The following is a 17,713-nucleotide window of genomic DNA, read 5'->3' as shown; positions in this document are numbered from 1 at the left end:
CTCGGACTGCTCGGCATCGACGAAACCTGCCCCCGCTGGCTGGACACCTCAGACCCCATGTGCGAAATCCGGGTCTAGACCATGCGCCGTTCCAGAGCGCGGTCACCGTGCCGACCAGCGAGACGCCCGAGGCGCGGTCGAAGAGCCGGCTCTCACCCGTGGCGGCGTCCAACGCCACGATGCGCAGTGGGCGTTCCGGCCAGGAGCGCGCGACGGCAACCGGGCCTCGATGACGGCCAGGCGGTCGGCCTCCGCCACCGTATCCGCAGCCAGCGCCATCTCGCCCATGCGCCGGCGTCGCTCCCGGGGGTCGAGGACCTCCGCATTGAGCTTTTCACCGAACGCGAAGAGCTCGGCGACCCCCGACCCCTCCCTCCCGCGGCATCAACTCACGGGTCTGGAAGGCCGGTTCGACCTTCGCGCGGTAGAGCGTGGACAGCGGGGCGCCGCCGACTAGGTAGCCGGAGCTGCCGGGCCGGCCCGCGCCGTGCCGAGCGACTCCCGGGCGCGCCTGCGACGGCGCTATGCGGACACGCCCTCGACGAAGAGAAGCCGCCGGTCCAGCGCTGCCTTCCGGATTTTCAGCGCCGCTGCGTATTCGGGCGAGGCGTACCACTGCCTGGCCCGGTCCATGTCGGGGAACTCGACGACGACCAACCGGTGGGAAGCGGACCAGGCCCCCTCGACGGCGTCGGGCAGGGCACCGCGGACGACATAGCGGCCCTCGTAGCGGCGGATCGAAGCCTCGGCCAACGCGCGGTACTCACCGGCCTGTTCCTCGTCCAGCACCTCGACCTCGGAGATCACATAGGCAGTCATGGCGGCCATGGTGCCAGGTCCGCCGACGCCCGGTCCGTGACGGTGCCATCGGTTTGCCCCGCAGAGGCAGAGGCAGGCGCCGACCGACATCGCCGCGGCCCACAGGCCGTCAGCGTCCGGGGCCGGGTGCGCAGGGGTGCCGGGTGCCGCTGTCGGCGGTCTCGGTGCCCTCTCGCTCTCTGGCCCGCCGAGTGCGCTGCCCCGGCTCCAGGCCGATGCGCCCGGCGCGGAAGCCGGCGGCGGCGACACCCGAGTGGCGCCTGCGTCGCGTCACACGGCGGGAAACCCCCGCCGCCGCTGCGCACGCCTCTGCACGTCATCCGGCACCCTGCTCTCATGCGGCGCACCGCCGAGCCGGGCAACCGGACGGCCGCCCCCTGTCCGCCGGCGCCGAAGTCGCCTTCGGGCGGATCCGACAGGCCGAGCGGCCGCTCAACGCGCGATCTCGCACACCCTTGGTGAGATGATGGGGCGAGTGCCGGACCGCCTCGACATGCCCTCCGGTCCTGCTCCCGCGAGCACAGCGGAGGCATCGGGTACGGCACGCCGATCCGCCCGCACCGTTCCCGTCGGCACGTGACGTGCTGCCGGAAACGACGACGTGGGCAGGGGTCGGGGAACGTGTTCGCGGGCATGGCGAACCGCTTTCGCACGACATGCGGCCTGGCCGCACCCCTCGTACGATGATCCATGGAGGCTGGGCGCATGGAGGAACCCCCCGCAAGCGACGCGGTGTCACCACGGTAGGACGGTCCATGATGGTTACATCTACCGACCGCTACCCCTACGCCTTCCACATCGCCCTCGACGGCAACGGCCTGAACGGTCTGGAGGGTGCGGCGGGTGTCTGCGTCTTCCGCTACAACCCGGACAGCGGCGAATACGCCTACCGCGTGCAGTACTACGATGGTGTGGCCGGCGGCCATGCCATCAGCATCACGCCCGACCGGAAATCCGGGTTCCTCGGCAATGCCGGGCAACAGCTCATGTTCTACGACGTCCATTCACTGGACGAGCGCGAGCGGGTCTCCACCCTGCGGTTCGAAACCCCCGACGCGTCCATCAAGAGCAGCACGCACATGGTGTGGCTGGACAACACCCAGGGCGTCACGGCCATCGGCGACGGTTTCTGGCTGGTGGACCTCGACCGCCCGACCAAGGCCGAGCGCATCGGCGATCACCTGCTCAAACTTCCGCATGCCATGAAACGCACGGCCTCCGGCCGCTATCTCGTCTACGGGGGGATGGACCATCCGGGTCGGGGCGAGGCCGCCGAGGTCGGCATCTTCGACCTCGAACGTCGCGTCGCCCGGCGGATCCCCCTGCCGACGACCTGCTGGCACGTGGCCTGCCATCCGTATGAGGACGTCTTCTACGCGCTGTCCTTCCGGGTCCATCCCCAGGAGGGTCGGGACTGGCACGAATGGGCCATGGCCTACTTCAAGGAGTACGTGTTCGAGATCGACGCCGCCAGCGGGCAGATCCTGCGGCACTGGAACTGCGGTCAGAACGTGCCCGCGCACATCAACTCGGACGTGTGTGTCTCCGACCGCGAGCTGATCTACTGCAACGGCGGCAGCGGCACCATCGTCATGATCGACCTCGCCGACTTCACCTCGTACCGCGTCATCGACGAACGACCGGGACTGTCCGCGCAGATGCGCTCCGCCCGGCAGGCCGCCCGGCAGGTCACCGACGCTTTCACCCGGGGGTCCCCCGTCCCGAGCAGCAGGCACTTCGTCGGCGCGCTGCGCGTCACACGCGGCACACTGCTCGACTCGGTCTACGCCTGCCAGCTCTCCGCCGACCAGAAGCTGCTGTTCACCGCCAACCGCGGACTCAACACGATCACCGTCTACGACTATCCCGCCAATACCGTGCGGCTCCGGGTCGAGATGCCTGAGCTGCGCGCGTACCGTCCCGATCTGCCTGTCTGGACCGACCCCCGCCTGGGGTTCCACCACAGCACCCTGCTGAGCCCGGTTCCGGCTCCTGCCGGGGCCCGACCTGAGGAGTGTTCATGAGCACCGAGACGACCGAAGAACTGGCCGCCGAACTCCGGCGAAGCTGGGAACACTTCCGGACCGCAGCCGTCCGGATCGCCGAACTCCAGACCGCGATGTGGGGTGACTACGCGGAGTTGGTGACCGGACTGCTCAACGGCAAGCCCACCTGGGGCGAGGTCAACAGGGCGTACTGGGAGTTCGTCGGCGACGAGGGCGTGAAGTTCGCCTCGGCACTGGGCGGACTCGGCGTCGACTACGCCCGGAACGTGGCGGAGCTGACCCGGGAGCACGAACAGCGCCTCTGCGAGCAGTTGCGCGCGTCCGCACCGGCCACGGTGCCGGACGACAAGGGTGGCGGCGGAGGGGGCACCAAGGCCGGCCCCCCGCCCCGCTCCAGGGGTACGAAGCGGTGACGGCGGTTTCCGGGGCTGCCGGCGTACGGTGACGGGCACCGCCGCCGCCCCACCGTGTGCCACCGTCCGCTGAACTGACCGGGCACTTCGGTCAGTTCAGCGCTCCGACTCCCTCGTCCAGCTGCCGGGGGACCAGTTCCCGCGTGCCCATGACCTCCGGATGCGGCCGCAGTCCCGACCTGATCCGGTCCGGCACATGCGGGCTGGTCACCAGCCAGCCGAGCGCCTCGGCGAGCGCCTGGCGCGCGGGCCGCGGTGCGTACCCCAGGGCGGCGGCCTTGTCGTGCCGGTACCAGTAGTACCGGCCCATCGTCCGGGCCTCCGCGCGGGTGGTCGACGGGGTCCGGGCGCCCAGCACCGCCCGGATCTCCGCCAGCGTCGCCGCCACGTACGCGCCGGTGTGCGTGGCAGTGGCCCACGGCCCATGAGTGCCGCACAGCTCCGAGACGGTCTGGTGGATGGTCCGCCACGCCCAGTTCTCACCGCCCAGCAGATAGCGTTCCCCGGCGGTTCCGTGCTCCGCGAGCAGTACGTGGCCCTCGGCGACGTCGCGGACGGAGACGATGTTGCATCCGCCCGGGTAGGTGGTGCGCAGCGGATCCGCCAGATACCGGGTGAGCAGTGCGTTGCTGGGGACCAGCCGCCGGTCGGGCCCGCCGACCACGATGGTCGGGCAGGCGGCCACCACCTCCAGTCCCAGTCCGGTGCCCAGAGCGAGCGCGGTCCGCTCCTGCTCCAGCTTGGTGAGGAAGTAGTCCGGCAGATACTCCTCGCCCGGCATCCCGTTCTCGTCGCGGGACGCCGGGCCGTCGGACGATCCGCAGGTGACCGACGACGAGGTCACCACCACCCGCCGGACCCCCGCCGCCGCAGCCGCCTGCAGCACCTCACGGGTGCCCGCCACGTTGGCCCGGGCCAGTTCCTCCCGCGTGACGTCCCAGTACGTGAACACGGCGGCGCAGTGGAACACCGTCTCGCAGCCCTCGAACGCGGGCCGCAAGGTGGCGGGGGCACGGAGATCCGCGTGGACCACGGGGATGCCGAGCGCGTGGAGTTGCCGCGTGTCGCCGCTCCGGCGGACCAGCGCCCGCACCTCGTGGCCGGCGCCCGACAGGGCCCGCACCACCTGGCCACCGACAAGTCCGGAAGCTCCGGTCACACACGCTTTCACAGGGGTTACCTCGATCGTCTGTCGCGGGCTGCGGCTGCGCGCAGCCCCTGCCAGAAACCGGTGACCGCGGGCCGCAGCTCGTCCCGGAGTTCCTCCAACAGCCCAAAACGGGACGGCATGTCACCGGGCGTAACATGCCAGAAGCCGTCCGGCCCCAACCGCCCCGGCAGTCGCGACACGTCCAAGGCTTGCGAGGCGAAGCTCCGTACGAGCCGGGCGGCCTCGGTCAGGCGCTGGGTGGGCAACTCGGCGGCCAGCACGTCGTCATGCTCCTCCCAGGCACGGCCGATCCGGTAGGGCCGCCCCTCATACTGCGCCTCGAAGTTGTCGAGCGTGCGGGTGAAGAACCGCTGATAGGAGTCCTGCACCAACGGATCCCTGAGCCTGGGCCGGGTTTCGGGACGGAACACCTGCCAGGTCAGCGGCAGGGTGAACCGCTGGCGCACCCGGACCACGATCCGGGTGCGGTTTCCGCCGTCCGCCGGGAGGAAGCCCACCGAACCGTCGTCGCACTGGGCGGAGCCGTTCGGGCTGTGCACGGTTCGCCAGGCGATCCGCTGCGACTGCTCCTGGTAGGTGATCGACTCAAGCTTGCAGACATCGATGGGCGGACCGCCGTAGAACGCCATGTAGTTCGGCTGTGCCAGATACAGGTTGCGTTCGATCTGGCGGGTGGGCCGCCCCCGCGCGTCGCGGGACACCACGTGGACCCGTCCGCCCAGGTAGTCGGTCATGTAGCTGATGGACTGGCTGATGTCCACCCGGCGCACGAACTCCGCGTACGGCGCATTGACGGTGCGCTCGCAGCCGAAGAGGACCGAGCCGCCCAGGTGTTGCCACCGCATCAGCCAGGCGTCCGCGGGCAGCGCGTCGATCACTTCTTCCAACGGCCGGAGGAGACCGTCGATCCGGTCGAAGTCGGTGTGGGTGTAGGCGTCCGGGTCGATGGCGAGCGAGACGTCCCGGCGCCGGATCTTCTCCTTGCCGTACCCGGCACGCCACGCGCGTACGGTGGACGACGCGGATGCGGCCGCCCCGACCACCGTGCAGAGGGCGGCGGAAGCGGCCGGGTTCTCGTCCGCGACGCGGATCAGCGTGGTCAGGACGCGCGAGAGCCGTGCCAGCGCGGGATCGGTGACCTCAGCCGTGCCCGGGGTGACCTGCCAGGAGGCGATGCTGAACAGCCGGTGCACCCGGCCGTCCGGGGCGAGTCGGCGCACCGCCTCGACCAGGGCTCGCGGAGGGTTGCGCCATCCCTGATAGGGCGTCAGGTCTCCGTCGAGGTGATAGCCGTCCGGCAGTCCGCGGTCGTGGAGTACCCGCGCGTTGAGCGGCGACGAGACGGGGTCGACGCGCATGAGCAGTGCACCGACCATGTCCGCCAGTGCCCCGTCCGGCGCGGCGATGACCGTCCCCGTTCCCAGCGGCTTGCCCACGTACGAACCGGCACACCCGTGACTGCTCACCACCGCGTCGATGATGTGGAAGTCCGGTGCGTGGGAACGCAGCAGATCCACGACGACCTCGGCGCCGTCGCGCCGTGCCCGGTAGTGGTGGTGCTTGTCGGCGTGCGGCAGCACACCCAACAGATTGGCCAGGCAGAGGGCGTACCCGAACTCCGGGTGGGTGCTGTTCTTCGCGATGTTGATGCGGAAGTCGGCCGACAGCCAGGCACGCGCCATACCGGTGCCGTGCAGCACGCTGGAAGCGGGGAACCCGGCCGGTTCGATGTCCTCGGAGAGGTCCACGATCCGGTAGACGTTGCCCTGTTGGGTGCGCCCGCCGTAGCCGAGGCGGCGACAGGTCTGCAGCAGTCCGGGGCCCTCAAGCCACACGTCCGGGCCGCAGCGGGAGGCTCCGACGGTGATGTTCCGGTAGCCCCTGTCACACAGCAGGTCGATCAGCTGCTCCACGAGCGCGGCGCTGACCGCGGTCGTCGGATCGCCGTACGCGGATGTGCCCGGCGTCAACATCACCGCCAGCCCGCCCGGATCCCCGGCCGCGCGTTCGGTGAGCCGCTGCCAGAGCCCGGCCCGGGTGACCGCGTCCGCCAGCAGGCGCGCGGGCGCAAGGGGCCGGGTCCGGGTGGACCGCACCACGGCGGCGACGGTGGCCATGTCGGCCTCGGCGTTGGTGGAGGAGACCGCACGCGACGGTCCCACCGCGGCCTCGTCGTGGGAGCTCATCTTGATGGCCTCCGCCCAGGGGCGCGTCGTTCAACGGTGCGCCCGGGTCGGCCCAGCGCCACCTGTCGCAAAACGACCAAACAGGTATAAAACGTATTCTACTGGACCTGAGGGGGATGGGTGGGAGGACGCGCTCGCGGCAGAGCCGGATCATCGTCAGGCCGGGGGTACGCGAGTGTGGCAGGTGAACTGCCAGGTGCGCACCCCTGGCAGAGCCCTGACGCCCTCACCCGACCACGTGGTTCCGGTAGTTGGCTCCGGCGGGCACGAAGGCCCGGCGGAAGCGAAGATGCGCTGCAGGGCAGGTCCGTCAGGTGGCCCGAGGGGGTGGGGGCGGGCGGAACTGGGGACCGTAGGTGCCCGGGGCGTCGGGGATCGCGATCCCCATCAGTTCCACGGCAGGGTCCTCCAGTCCGCGCATGGAGTGGACCGCCGCGCTCAGGGCGCGGTGGCCGTCTCCGTCCCAGGCCCGGTCGAGGGAGTCGAGCACGGCGTGGTAGGTGGAGTCGAAGCGCTCCAGGAGTCGCTGCACGTCCGTCGGGGGGTGGGGCCAGCCGTCGGCCGGTACTCGGGCCATGGGGCGGACGTCCGGGAAGGGCACGGCCGCGCCGGTGAACTCCCATTTGCCGCTCACGTTGTGCAGCCGTTGCCCGTGGTAGATCTCGCTGAAGGCGTAGTAGTGGGCCGGATGGTCGTCCTCGAAGGTGTTGGACGGGGAACTGGCAGTGCCCTCGCCCTGCTCCTTCACGATCTCCATGGAGCGTTCGACGTCGTCGAGGTTCTCGACCGGCTTCAGATCGTCCGAGCCGATGTAGCTGGACAGTTGCCCGCGAGTGGACAGTTCGGGAGCCGTGGTCCGGAACGCCTTCTGCAGTTCGCCGTAGAACCCACCGATGGTGGGTGAGTTGTTCGCGGCCTGGGCGAGCGGGACTTCGGGCGCCTCGATCGCCATCATCACGTCGTGCACGAGTGACTTGGTGAGACCTGACAGATACACGGTCACTCCGGCGCGCACACCCCCGGGCAGCGGGCCCGGGTAGGTGGGTGCTGCGTCCCTGATTCTCGGTCGCCCGCCCACCGCCACAAGCAAGTTGGACACCAATCCCAAGTGGTACATCTCGTCGAGGACGATGCGCCGGATCAACCGGGCGACTTCGCCGCCGCGGTCCTTGACGGACCACCAGCCGCACAAGTAGGCGGGGATGGTGGAGAGTTCGAGTTGCACAGCCACCTGGAGGGCCGATCTGATCCAGTCCACCCCGCGGGCATCCTCGGGAACGGCGAGGAGGTGTCCCACGGAGCCGCAGTGGGGTGCGGTGGGGGAGCTGTCCGCCGGGGGTTCGGCAGCCTGGGCTGCACGGGCGGCCGAGACGGGGGTGGCGGCTGCAAAGGCGGCTGACGTCAGGAAGCTTCGGCGTTTGAAGCGGGTGCCTGGCAGTGTGTCCGGACCTTCCCTCGCGTCAGTCACCGGTGCCTCCGCTCACAACCATGGCCCTGCTCGACTGCAGTTCCCCGGGTCCCTCGGACAGTTCGCGAAATTAGCAGCCGCCACCACCGTTCCCGGGGCGCGCGGCGTCAGCCGGCGCATCGACCACCCTGTCGGTCCAGTCGGCGCGGTGCCGTGGCGCCGCGGTTCACTTCTGGGGTTGGTTGCGGATCTGCATGCCGGGGCGACGGCGGTGGACCGTCAGACAGGACATGCCGTCCTTGCCCGCGGTGAGGCTACGGGCGGTGCCGTGCGGGAGCCAGGTGAGGCTGCCCGGGGCGAGTGGTTGGGCGGCCTGTGTCGTTCCCAGGGTGCCGTCGCCCGCGACGACGAGCAGGAGGACGTCGAGGTCGGGCTCGGTGTGCGTGTCGATGCGTCCCTCGGGCGGGATGCGGACGAGGTTGGCGTCGAGTTGCCGTCCGGGTTCGGTCAGCCGCCAGAGAGCACCGGTCGGCGCGGAGTCGGCGGCTGCGAGCAGCCCGGTATCGCACAGGACTCGCGGGAACCGCGCGCCGGCCGGCCCGACGGGGTCGATGTGTGAGTCAGCCATGAATTACCACCGTCTCATACGTGCATGCGGCCGTCCCGGGCCGTTCTCGGGCCGGCCAGGCCAACGTACGCCTCGCGGCGAAGACGCCGAGTCGGTGACGTGATCCACACGGCCGGCAGCCCTCTCAAATGCGAATCTAGCATGTGTATTTGGCCTGGCCGTGCGGAGGCCGGGCCGCGAGTGGAAGGACAGCGCACACCATGAACGTCACCTCGGCCGCCGTAGCCACTGCGGTCAGCTTCGTCTGGCTCGGGATGGTCCTGGCGATCTCCTTCCTGGAGGCGCCGTTGAAGTTCCGGGCACCCGGCGTGACCCTGCCCATCGGCCTCGGCATCGGCCGCCTCGTCTTCCAGGCGCTCAACCTGATCGAGGCCCTGCTCGCCCTCGTCCTGATCGCCGCGGTGGCACTCGGCGGCCCTCCCGCGTCCGTGGGCGCGCTCACCGCCGTGTCCGTGTTGCTGCTGGCCGTGCAACTCGCCGTGATCCGGCCCCGTCTCAACCGCCGTTCGGACCGGGTGCTCGCAGGTGAAGCCCTCCCGCGCTCCCGTGCCCACCTGTTCTACGTGGCCACCGAGACCAGCAAAGTCCTCAGCCTGCTCGCCCTGGGTATCAGCGTCCTGACCGCCTAACCGCCTAACCGCCTGACCTCCTGTACCGCACGCAAAGCCGCCGGCAAGCCGGGAGTCCGGCCGATTCAGCCGGGGAGCGGTTCCTGGCCCGCGTCGTAGACGAGCAGCTGTCGTCCGGGCAGCAGCCGGGCCTCCGGGCTGACCGGATGCGGGCGCAGCCTGCCGTCGTGCATGAGGTGCAGCACCTGGGCCCGGCGGGCCAGGACCAGGAAGTCGGCGATCAGTTTGCGATGGCAGCGCCACCACACGGACTCGGCGCACATCACCGTGGTGCGCTCCACGGCGGCCTCGGCGAGCAGTTCCTCCATCGCGGCCAGGAACTCAGGCGAGCGCATGTGTGCGGCGTACCCCGCGAACGCCCGGTTGCGCAGCGCGGTGTCGGGGGTGTCCGGCCGTGCCGTTCGCCAGCCGCCGAGGCGGTTGTCCCAGCGGTAGGTGATACCTGCCTGCGGCAGCCACCGCGCCATGGTGTCGCGTCCGGCGTCGGGATTGTGGCGGCTGCCGGGAGCCGTCCGCACGTCGACCAGGCGGCGCACCTCGGCGTGCTGCAACAGGCGCGCCATCTCCGCCGCGGTGGCGGTGCCGTGGCCGAAGGTCAACAGGAGCATCGTGGTGGGCCTCACTTGCGGATCCGCCGGCGTCGGTCGGGGCACCGGTAGCAACCGTGTTACCAGCCGCAAGCGGCGGCGCTCGCCCCAGCTCCCGTGCGTCCCGGACTCGCGTGTTGCGGCGGAGAACGTGCGCCCGCCGGACCGCGCAGCCACAGGGCGAGCGGCGGTGCGGCAGCCACGGCCGGCAGTAGCCGTGCGGGTGAGCCGGGCGCGAGGGTCAGGGCCAGGAGTACGGCGGCGAGCGCGCCTTGGCAGGCGCGGGCCTCGATCAGCCAGGCCGCCCACGGGGCGGCGGCAGCGGCCGCGCTGCAGACGGCGAATCCGGCGGTCGCGGCCAGGAACGCGGCCCGTGGACCAGGCTCCAACGGTCCGTGGCCGGCCGCCCGTCGCGCGGGGCGACGGCATGCGGGCCGGGGGCGGTTCCTCGATGTGATGCGGCACCGCTCCGGCCTCTCCCGTACGCGGCTGCCGGACAGCGGCCTCCGTCCGAGGAGTCGGTTGCCTGCGCCGATGAGTTCCCCAACTGGTCAATGAATCCAGGGTCGAACCGGTCCTCGGTCACACGGTCATCCGCGGCCTTTTGCCGGGAGTCGGTGAGCGGGCCGGGCTGGTTCCGAGGCGGTGACGTCGGATCACCAGTGCCAACGGCTCCGCTGCCCGCGTGCAGGTGTCGGCCCGGTGGTGACAGCCTCCTCGAACACTGCAATTCCTGCCCGATTACGGGCAGGAATGTGGACGTTCCACGGCTCCCGACCTAGGGTGATCGCTCATGATCACCCTGGAAGCAATAGGGACTTTCGCCCTGATAGTGGGACTCCTCACGCTCACTCCCGGACTGGATACCGCACTCATCCTGCGCACCGCGGCGCTCGGGCACCGCCGTCGTGCCTGGGGCGTGGTCCTCGGCATCCAATGCGGCACGCTGGTCTGGGGCGCGCTCACCGCGCTCGGCGTGACCGCACTGCTGACCGCGTCTCACCTCGCCTACGAGATTCTTCGGTGGGTCGGAGCCGCATACCTGGTGTGGATGGGCGGCAGGCTGCTGTGGGCCACCCGGCGCCGATCATCGGGCGAGATCCCGCAGACAGCGGGGGCCGGGGGAGCGACCGGGGCCGGGACCCAGGCCGGGAAGGGCGCCGGCGACACCCTGCTCGGCGGCTGGCGGCAGGGGGTCGTGACCAATCTCCTCAACCCGAAGATGGGCGCGTTCTACGTCGCGGTGCTGCCGCAGTTCATCCCCGCCGGCGCCTCGTCCCTCGCTGCGGGCATGCTCCTGGCCGGCGTGCACGTCCTCCTGGCCGTCGTCTGGGCCTGCGCGCTGATCGCCTTCGCACGCCTGCTCCGAGACCGCCTGCAACGGCCCTCGGCCCGCCGCTGCCTGGACCGCATCACCGGCACGGTCATCGCCGCCTTCGGCATCCGGCTCGCACTCGGGCAGTGAGGCACCGGGCGACGCCGTCGCAAGGCCGCCGACAGCCGTGGAAGCGGCACCCCGCGCATCACCCGAAGCGAAAGGACATCTGCATGTGCTCGCTCCCCACCGGCACCGAGGCCGTGGTCTTCGACTGTGACGGCCTGCTGGTCGACACCGAAGCCCGCTGGACCGTCGCGGAAACCGCCGTCTTCGCGGCGCACGGCCATCCCTTCGGTCCCGAACAGAAGGCCCTGGTCATCGGACGCACCGTGGAGGACGCCGGAGAGGCCATGGCCCAGTACCTGGGGCGCCCGGGCGCCGGCCCCGAACTCGCCGCCGAACTCGTCGAAAGAGTCCGCAAGGAGCTTTCCCGAGGAGCCGTCGCCCTCCCCGGGGCGGTGGAACTGGTGCGTGCCTGCCGGGCAGCCGTCCCCATCGCCGTGGCGAGCAACAGCCCCCGCGAACTGCTGGACGCGGCACTGTGGTCGGCCGGCCTCGCCGACTACTTCCCCCACTCGTTCGCCGCCGACGAGGTACGCACCCCCAAGCCCGCACCAGAGCTCTACCTCACGGCATGCGAGACACTCGGTGCGGTCCCGAACCGTTCCGTCGCCTTCGAGGACTCGGCCACGGGCGTCGCCTCGGCGCGAGCCGCCGGGCTCTACGTCGCGGTCGTACCGTCCCTTCCCGGAGTCGACCTCGACCATGACTGGCTGGGCGCCAGCCTGGCCGAACCCGAACTGCACGACTGGGCCAGGCAACTGGGGTAGGACACGCCCTGCTGACGCGTCCTCCTGACCCGTGTTCGGGAGGCGTCGCGGTTCCGAACGTTGCGGTTGGCGGGCGTCCGTGCTGTAGGGATATTCCGTTGTGGGGGCAGGAGGACGGCCATAGGGTCTGCGGCATGTCCCTACGTCTTCGCCTGCGTCAGGCCCTGTTGGAAGCGATGCGTGCCCGCGACAAGGCCGCGGTGAGCGCGCTGCGCGCCACGCTTGCCGCGCTGGACAACGCCGAGGCGGTGCCCGTGGACGAGACCGCGCTGCGTGGCTTGGCGCTGGAGCACTCGCCGGTTGGCGTCGGCGCTACCGAGGTGGCGCGGCGTGAGCTGAGCGAGCACACGGTGGCGGAGATCGTGCGTGGCGAGGCCACCGAACGACTGGAGATCGCAACGCAGTTGACTGCGCCCGCGCATGCGGGCCGAGTTGCGCAACTCCGTGCGGAAGCCGCTGTGCTGCTGGGGTTCCTCGACGGTTCCCACGCTGCGTAGGACAGGGGGTCGCTTCGCAGTCGAATCGCCAGGCACAGCCCGGATCGCGGGACGGTGCGGGTGGGGGGACCCGGGCCATCGCCGGGGGTCGCGTCATGGCCGCTGTCTGCTTCACCTGGGCCGGATCGACGGTGGTCGCATGCTCCACCGCGCGGATGAGCGCGCCGAAACCTGCCCGCCGCTGCCTGGCAGGGTGAGGCCGTGCACGTCGTACGTGGGGTCATGATCCGCCGGCGATGTACGGCGACGGAGTAGGGCCGCCGGTACCCCTGTCGCGGGCCGAGTGGGGTGTCGAGGGGTGTCTCGAACGTCGGCGGACGGCCGGGCCGGAAGCCGACGCGGGCAGGGGGACATGGGCCGGTCGGCCCCTGGCGGGGACGACCGGCCCACAGCCCGGTCCGGGGGTGCGCGAGAGAGTGGGTTCGAGCCGGTGAGGAGGCCGTCATGCAGGTTCGCGACGTGATGCGCACACCGGTGGTCACGATCCGTTCCGACGCCACCCTGCTGGAGACCGCGCGGTTGATGCGGCAGCGCAGCGTCGGGTGCGTGGTGGTGATGTCCGGCGAGGTGGTTCTCGGCATGGTCAGCGACCGGGACCTGACCGTACGTGGGCTGGCCGCGGAGCGGAGCCCGGCCGCGCCGGTCAGCGAGGTGATGACGGCGCCGGTTCACGCGGTCCGGCCCGGCGACGACGTGGACGCCGCGTACCGGACGATGCGCCGCTCGGCCGTCCGCCGGCTGCCTGTCCTGGACCAGGGGCGGCTGGTGGGCGTGGTGGCTCTCGACGACCTGCTGATGGATGTCTCCCGGCGGCTGTCCGACCTGCTGGGCGCGGTGTCGTGGTGTGTGCTGGCGGAGCCGCCCAGCAGGACCGCGCAGGCCCGGTNGCTGGTGGGCGTGGTGGCTCTCGACGACCTGCTGATGGATGTCTCCCGGCGGCTGTCCGACCTGCTGGGCGCGGTGTCGTGGTGTGTGCTGGCGGAGCCGCCCAGCAGGACCGCGCAGGCCCGGTGACGGCGCCGGCGCCGCGGCTCCGTCACACCACGGCCGGGCCGGGCGCCGCGATGTGCGGGGGAGGGGGAGAGCAGGTCAGGTGCCGACGAGCCCGGCCCCGCACGGTGCCGCCGGCAGGCGCGGCCGGATGGCGAGACCGGGCCGCCCGTCCTGGAGGTCGACCGGCCTGTGGCCCAGGGACTTATGGCCCCTGACACCGCCGCCGGCCCCCGGCCACGCTGAAGTGACCCCACCCGATCCGCCGATCCTGCCGGTTCACGGACCCTGCCGGATCCACCGGCCCTGTTCGTTCCGCCGACCCTGTTCGTTCCACCGACCGTGCCCGTAGCGGCACGGTCCGATCCGCCCGGGAGGCCCCCGGTGCTCACCCACCCCACCCTCGACGACACCGCGGTCGCGTCCCTGGTCGCCGATGCCACCGCCGCGCCCTCGATGCACAACGCCCAGCCGTGGCACTTCACCTACTCCCGGGCGCGGCGCACCGTCACCCTCTCCGCGGACCTCGACCGCGCGATGCCGCACGCCGACCCCACCACCCGGGGACTCCACCTCGGCTGCGGCGCGGCCCTGCTGAACCTGCGCGCCGCCGCCGCGCATGCCGGCCACCGGACGGCAACCACCCTGCTGCCCGACCCGGGCGCCCCCGCGGTCCTCGCCGCCGTACGCCTCGACGTACCGTACGAGCCCCTGGACGTCGCTCTCTCCGGCCTCCACGGCGCCATCCGCGACCGGCACACCAGCCGCCATCCGTTCGCCGAGCGGCGCATCCCGGACGGCCTCCGCGCGGCCCTGGTGGAGGCGGCGGCCCGCGAAGGGGCGCGGCTGGCCTTCCTGGCCGCCCCGCACCGCGAGGCGGTACTGGACCTCGTCGTGCACGCCGAGGGGTACGACCGCATGGACGACGGCAGGGAGGCCGAACAGCGCGGCTGGACGCGTGACACCTCCGCCGCATCGCCCGTCGACGGGATCCCCGACCACGCCTTCGGCCCCGCCAAACGCGGCGGCGCGGCCCCCGTACGGGACTTCGCCGGGCGGCGCACGGTCCCCGGCCGCGCCTACGCCGACTTCGAGAAGCGGCCGCAACTGGCCTCCCTCAGCACCACCCGCGACGGCCCCGCCGACTGGCTCCGCGCCGGCCAGGCGCTCCAGCGCGTGCTGCTCCTCGCCACCCGCCAGGGGCTCGCCAGTTCCTTCGCGACGCAGCCGCTGGAATGGCCCGACCTGCGCTGGCTGCTGCGCGACCCGCTCTCCGGCACCGGCTACGCCCAGATGATCCTCCGCCTTGGATACGGCCCCCAGGGGCCGTGCACGCCGCGCCGGCCGGTGGAGGAGGTCCTCACGATCACGCCGTGAGCGGCGGGGAGCGAGCGGCTGCCGGCCGGTTGTCGGCCGGTTGTCGGCGCGGGCGCCGGAGGGCGGATGTGCCTGTGGGGATGTTCCGCCGGCTCAGGAGTCAGTCGAGCACCGCGGCGATGGCTTCGATCTCCACGAGTTGGTCGCGGTAGCCGAGGACCGTGACGCCCATCAGCGTGCTCGGTACGTCGTGGTCGCCGAACGCGTCCCGGACCACTCCCCACGCCGTCACCAGGTCCTCCCGCCGGTGGGAGGCGACCAGCACGCGGGTGCTGATGACGTCGTGCAGCGACGCACCGGAGTCCGCCAGTGCGGTCCGCATGTTCGCGACGGCCTTGGCCGCCTGCCCCGCGACGTCCCCGACCGCCGCGGTGGAGCCGTCCTCGTTCAGCGGGCACGCTCCGGCGAGAAAGATCAGCCGTGCCCCGGGCGGAGCCGTGGCCGCGTAGGCGTATTCGGCGGCATCGGACAGCGACGGCGATCGGATCAGCGTGACGGCACGCGGCATGGGCATTCCTTTCGCGGTGGCCATGGAGGCGCCCACGATCTTGTCAGAGGCCGGCTCCGCGAGCGACGTGATTTCCCGGACGTCGGCTTCCGCGCCCAGGAGTGCGGGAGTTGCCGGAGCGGAAGCTCGCGCGCGGGACAACGACCTCAGCATTCCGTGACGTCGCTGACGTCGCTGACGTCGTTGCCGTCGTTGCAGTCGTGGAGAGCCGCGAGGGCCAGAGCCTGCTCCGCCGGGTGGCCGTCGGCTCCGGGCAGTGCGAGCGCGGTCCGGAACTGTTCGCGTGCCTCGGCGATGCGACCTGCCGCCACGTAGGTACGGCCCAGCCGGTAGCGGATGTCCATCTCCAGCCGGCCGCAGTGCGGTTCGGTGAGCGGGGACAGCAACCGGTGCCGGGCGAGGGCCTGATGGTGGAGGGCCGTGGCGGCGCTCAGATTGCCGGCGCCCTGCTCCGCCGTGCCCAGCCGGGTCAGGGTGAGGCTGTGCAGGAGGACGTCCCCGACCTGCTCGACGAGGTCGGCCGCGCGCCGGAACAGGAGCCTGGCCGCGGCGTGGTCACCGAGGCCGAGGTGCACATCGGCGGCGCACGCCAGGACCCTGCTGATCATGCGGGGCCGGCCGTTCTTCTCGGCGTGGGGCCGGGCGTCGGTGAAGCAGACCAGCGCTTCCCCGGTCCGCCCCTGGCCGAGGTGAACGGTGCCGAGGATGCAGAGTCCCATCGCCGCGAGCCAGTCGTCGCCGAGCCGCTGGGCCAGCTCCACCGCGGTGGTGAGATGGGACGTCGCCTCCCCGGCCCGGCCCAGGTTCATCTCGGCGGCCCCCAGCCCGCTCCGGGCGCGGGCCTCTTCACGAGGGTCGGCGCACCGCCGACTGAGGTGCAGCGCCTCGGTGAACCAGGCATGGCCCTCGGCGTAGCGGCCCTGGTGGATGTCGGTGATGCCCAGGCAGTTCCGTACGGCGGCGGCCATCCGCCGGTCGGTGGCGCCGTCCGCGTGCGCGAGCGCGGTCTCCAGGGCGGTCCGGCACTCGTGGTAGCGGCCGTGGCGGACGAAGTAGTCGCTCAGCGCCTCGGCGAGCCAGCACACGTGGTCGGCCTCGCCGAGCGCCGCGGCATGCCCGACGACATCGACGAGTTCCGCACCGGCCGCGTCCAGCCAGCCGTCCGCGTCCTTCCAGCCCGTGAACGGCGCTTGTGCGGGCTGCGGTCCGGTGGGGAATCCGTCCGGGCCCCAGTCGCTGGTGGCCCGGCCCGCGTCCAGATAGAGGCGGAGCGCGGCGGTGCGCGCCGCGTCGGCTTCGGCGGGCGCGGCCTCCGCGAGCCGGCGCGCATGCACCCGTACGAGGTCGTGCAATCGGTACCGGCCGGGCCGCGGCTGCTGCACCAGGCTCGCGTCGACCAGGCTCTCCAGGACCTGCTCGGCGTCGCGGGACGACCAGCCCAGCATGGCCGCCGGCGTCCGCGGGTCGAACTCGACCGTCGGTGACAGGCCCAGGGCACGGAATCCGCGCTGCTGCCGCGGTGTGAGCTGGTCGTAGGACAGGCGGAAGGCCGCCTCAACGCTGCGGTCGCCGGTACTGAGTTCGCCGAGCCGGCGCTCGTCGCCCGCCATCCGGTCCACCAGGTACCCGAGCGTCCACGCCGGGCGGGTCTGCAGCCGCGCCCCGGCGATGCGCAGGGCCAGCGGCAGCCCGTCGCACAGCCGGACCAGCGCACGCGTCGCCGCCGGCTCCCGGTCCGCGCGCTCCTCCCCGACGATGTGCCGGAGCAGGGACAGTCCCTCGGCGGTCACCAGCGGCTCCAAGGTGACCCGCCGATCGGCGTCGAGCCCGGTCAGCCGCCGCCGTCCGGCCACCAGCACCGCGCTGCCCGGCCCGGCGGGCAGCAGGGGCACGATCTGCTGCGCGCCCGGCGCATCGTCCAGTACGAGGAGCAGCCGCAGTGAACTGGTCGCGGTCCGCCAGGCGGCGGTGAGTTCGTCGAGGTCGTCGGGCGCCTCGCTGTCGGCCGCGCCGATCGCCCGCAGCAACCGCCGCAGCACGCGCTGCGGAGGGATCCGCCGCCGTCCCGTGCCGTGTGCGCGCAGGTCCACGAACAGGCAGCCGTCCGGGTAGTGGGCGGACAGCTCGCGCGCCGCCCGGACGACGAGCGCGGTCTTGCCGACGCCGGCGGTGCCGTCCACCGTCACGATCGACACGGAGTCGGACGGCAACGGCGCGGTAAGCAGGGTCAGTTCGCGCTCCCTTCCGACGAGGCGAGCGAGGCCGGCGGGCAGTTCGTTGACCCGG

Annotated in this window: 16 protein-coding genes; 8 read left to right on the top strand and 8 right to left on the bottom strand. The window is 71.8% G+C overall.

Translation table 11 applies throughout. The features are described 5' to 3' along the window. Positions 1-522: 522 nt before the first annotated feature. Complete coding sequence (locus ACO1BR_RS41340) at positions 523-819, bottom strand: DUF1330 domain-containing protein (protein ID WP_426800270.1); 297 nt, start codon at positions 817-819, stop codon at positions 523-525. 755 nt (positions 820-1,574) lie between these two features. Here ACO1BR_RS41340 and ACO1BR_RS41335 point away from each other — a divergent pair. Together ACO1BR_RS41335 and ACO1BR_RS41330 are read left to right on the top strand one after the other, a co-directional pair. Beyond that, positions 1,575-2,843, top strand: a complete 1,269-nt coding sequence (locus ACO1BR_RS41335) for a hypothetical protein (RefSeq protein WP_426800269.1) — start codon at positions 1,575-1,577, stop codon at positions 2,841-2,843. After that, positions 2,840-3,238, top strand: a complete 399-nt coding sequence (locus ACO1BR_RS41330; RefSeq protein ID WP_426800268.1) for a hypothetical protein — start codon at positions 2,840-2,842, stop codon at positions 3,236-3,238. Before ACO1BR_RS41335 ends, ACO1BR_RS41330 begins: the two co-directional genes overlap by 4 nt. 91 nt (positions 3,239-3,329) lie before the next feature. Here ACO1BR_RS41330 and ACO1BR_RS41325 read toward each other — a convergent pair whose 3' ends face one another. From ACO1BR_RS41325 to ACO1BR_RS41310, 4 genes are all read right to left on the bottom strand, one after another. Next, positions 3,330-4,397 carry an NAD-dependent epimerase/dehydratase family protein gene (locus ACO1BR_RS41325; protein ID WP_426800267.1) on the bottom strand — a complete coding sequence of 356 codons (1,068 nt, stop codon included), beginning with the start codon at positions 4,395-4,397 and terminating at the stop codon, positions 3,330-3,332. 17 nt (positions 4,398-4,414) lie between these two features. Continuing rightward, positions 4,415-6,595, bottom strand: coding sequence for a DUF362 domain-containing protein (locus ACO1BR_RS41320; protein ID WP_426800266.1), 2,181 nt, complete (start codon positions 6,593-6,595; stop codon positions 4,415-4,417). A gap of 310 nt (positions 6,596-6,905) precedes the next feature. Then, on the bottom strand, positions 6,906-7,853 hold the full coding sequence (locus tag ACO1BR_RS41315) for a ferritin-like domain-containing protein (protein WP_426800265.1): 948 nt from the start codon (positions 7,851-7,853) through the stop codon (positions 6,906-6,908). A gap of 376 nt (positions 7,854-8,229) precedes the next feature. Beyond that, positions 8,230-8,631, bottom strand: coding sequence for a cupin domain-containing protein (locus tag ACO1BR_RS41310; protein ID WP_426800264.1), 402 nt, complete (start codon positions 8,629-8,631; stop codon positions 8,230-8,232). A gap of 200 nt (positions 8,632-8,831) precedes the next feature. Between ACO1BR_RS41310 and ACO1BR_RS41305 the strand changes: the two genes are divergently transcribed. Next, positions 8,832-9,260, top strand: a complete 429-nt coding sequence (locus ACO1BR_RS41305) for a hypothetical protein (protein ID WP_426800263.1) — start codon at positions 8,832-8,834, stop codon at positions 9,258-9,260. 65 nt (positions 9,261-9,325) lie between these two features. Here ACO1BR_RS41305 and ACO1BR_RS41300 read toward each other — a convergent pair whose 3' ends face one another. Beyond that, on the bottom strand, positions 9,326-9,868 hold the full coding sequence (locus ACO1BR_RS41300; RefSeq protein WP_426800272.1) for a DUF488 family protein: 543 nt from the start codon (positions 9,866-9,868) through the stop codon (positions 9,326-9,328). A gap of 772 nt (positions 9,869-10,640) precedes the next feature. On the opposite strand from ACO1BR_RS41300, the gene ACO1BR_RS41295 reads away from it, so the two are divergent. From ACO1BR_RS41295 to ACO1BR_RS41275, 5 genes are all read left to right on the top strand, one after another. Further along, entirely contained in the window at positions 10,641-11,312 is a 672-nt protein-coding gene (locus ACO1BR_RS41295) for a LysE family translocator (RefSeq protein ID WP_426800262.1), read from the top strand. 83 nt (positions 11,313-11,395) lie between these two features. Then, a complete protein-coding gene (locus tag ACO1BR_RS41290) occupies positions 11,396-12,055 on the top strand; it encodes an HAD family hydrolase (RefSeq protein WP_426800261.1) in 660 nt (219 codons plus the stop codon). 176 nt (positions 12,056-12,231) lie between these two features. After that, the gene (locus ACO1BR_RS41285; protein ID WP_426800271.1) at positions 12,232-12,552 is read left to right on the top strand and encodes a hypothetical protein; all 321 of its coding nucleotides are present in this window, start codon (positions 12,232-12,234) and stop codon (positions 12,550-12,552) included. Between the two features lie 444 nt (positions 12,553-12,996). Beyond that, positions 12,997-13,566: a CBS domain-containing protein gene (locus ACO1BR_RS41280; RefSeq protein WP_426800260.1), complete on the top strand. Its 570-nt coding sequence runs from the start codon at positions 12,997-12,999 to the stop codon at positions 13,564-13,566. Between the two features lie 360 nt (positions 13,567-13,926). Further along, complete coding sequence (locus ACO1BR_RS41275) at positions 13,927-14,919, top strand: Acg family FMN-binding oxidoreductase (protein ID WP_426800259.1); 993 nt, start codon at positions 13,927-13,929, stop codon at positions 14,917-14,919. A 100-nt stretch (positions 14,920-15,019) separates the two neighbouring features. Here the strand turns inward: ACO1BR_RS41275 and ACO1BR_RS41270 are convergent, their stop codons facing one another. Continuing rightward, positions 15,020-15,427 carry a RidA family protein gene (locus ACO1BR_RS41270; RefSeq protein ID WP_426800258.1) on the bottom strand — a complete coding sequence of 136 codons (408 nt, stop codon included), beginning with the start codon at positions 15,425-15,427 and terminating at the stop codon, positions 15,020-15,022. A 146-nt stretch (positions 15,428-15,573) separates the two neighbouring features. Next, positions 15,574-17,713 (bottom strand): ATP-binding protein (locus ACO1BR_RS41265; protein WP_426800257.1); only part of this gene is annotated, 2,140 nt, incomplete at its 5' end.

Source organism: Streptomyces sp. YGL11-2 (assembly GCF_050054615.1).
In the GTDB taxonomy this organism is placed as follows: Bacteria; Actinomycetota; Actinomycetes; order Streptomycetales; family Streptomycetaceae; genus Streptomyces.
The sequence above is the reverse complement of the archived record's forward strand: the minus strand, read 5'-3'. Positions and strand labels throughout refer to the sequence as shown.

Excerpts from the sequence above, each read along its gene's own strand:
- ACO1BR_RS41305 (WP_426800263.1), top strand. The coding sequence starts at position 8,832 with ATGAACGTCACCTCGGCCGCCGTAGCCACTGCGGTCAGCTTCGTCTGG.
- ACO1BR_RS41270 (WP_426800258.1), bottom strand. The coding sequence starts at position 15,427 with ATGCCGCGTGCCGTCACGCTGATCCGATCGCCGTCGCTGTCCGATGCC.
- ACO1BR_RS41340 (WP_426800270.1), bottom strand. The coding sequence starts at position 819 with ATGACTGCCTATGTGATCTCCGAGGTCGAGGTGCTGGACGAGGAACAG.
- ACO1BR_RS41295 (WP_426800262.1), top strand. The coding sequence starts at position 10,641 with ATGATCACCCTGGAAGCAATAGGGACTTTCGCCCTGATAGTGGGACTC.
- ACO1BR_RS41285 (WP_426800271.1), top strand. The coding sequence starts at position 12,232 with ATGCGTGCCCGCGACAAGGCCGCGGTGAGCGCGCTGCGCGCCACGCTT.
- ACO1BR_RS41330 (WP_426800268.1), top strand. The coding sequence starts at position 2,840 with ATGAGCACCGAGACGACCGAAGAACTGGCCGCCGAACTCCGGCGAAGC.
- ACO1BR_RS41335 (WP_426800269.1), top strand. The coding sequence starts at position 1,575 with ATGATGGTTACATCTACCGACCGCTACCCCTACGCCTTCCACATCGCC.
- ACO1BR_RS41310 (WP_426800264.1), bottom strand. The coding sequence starts at position 8,631 with ATGGCTGACTCACACATCGACCCCGTCGGGCCGGCCGGCGCGCGGTTC.
- ACO1BR_RS41290 (WP_426800261.1), top strand. The coding sequence starts at position 11,396 with ATGTGCTCGCTCCCCACCGGCACCGAGGCCGTGGTCTTCGACTGTGAC.
- ACO1BR_RS41320 (WP_426800266.1), bottom strand. The coding sequence starts at position 6,595 with ATGAGCTCCCACGACGAGGCCGCGGTGGGACCGTCGCGTGCGGTCTCC.
- ACO1BR_RS41300 (WP_426800272.1), bottom strand. The coding sequence starts at position 9,868 with ATGCTCCTGTTGACCTTCGGCCACGGCACCGCCACCGCGGCGGAGATG.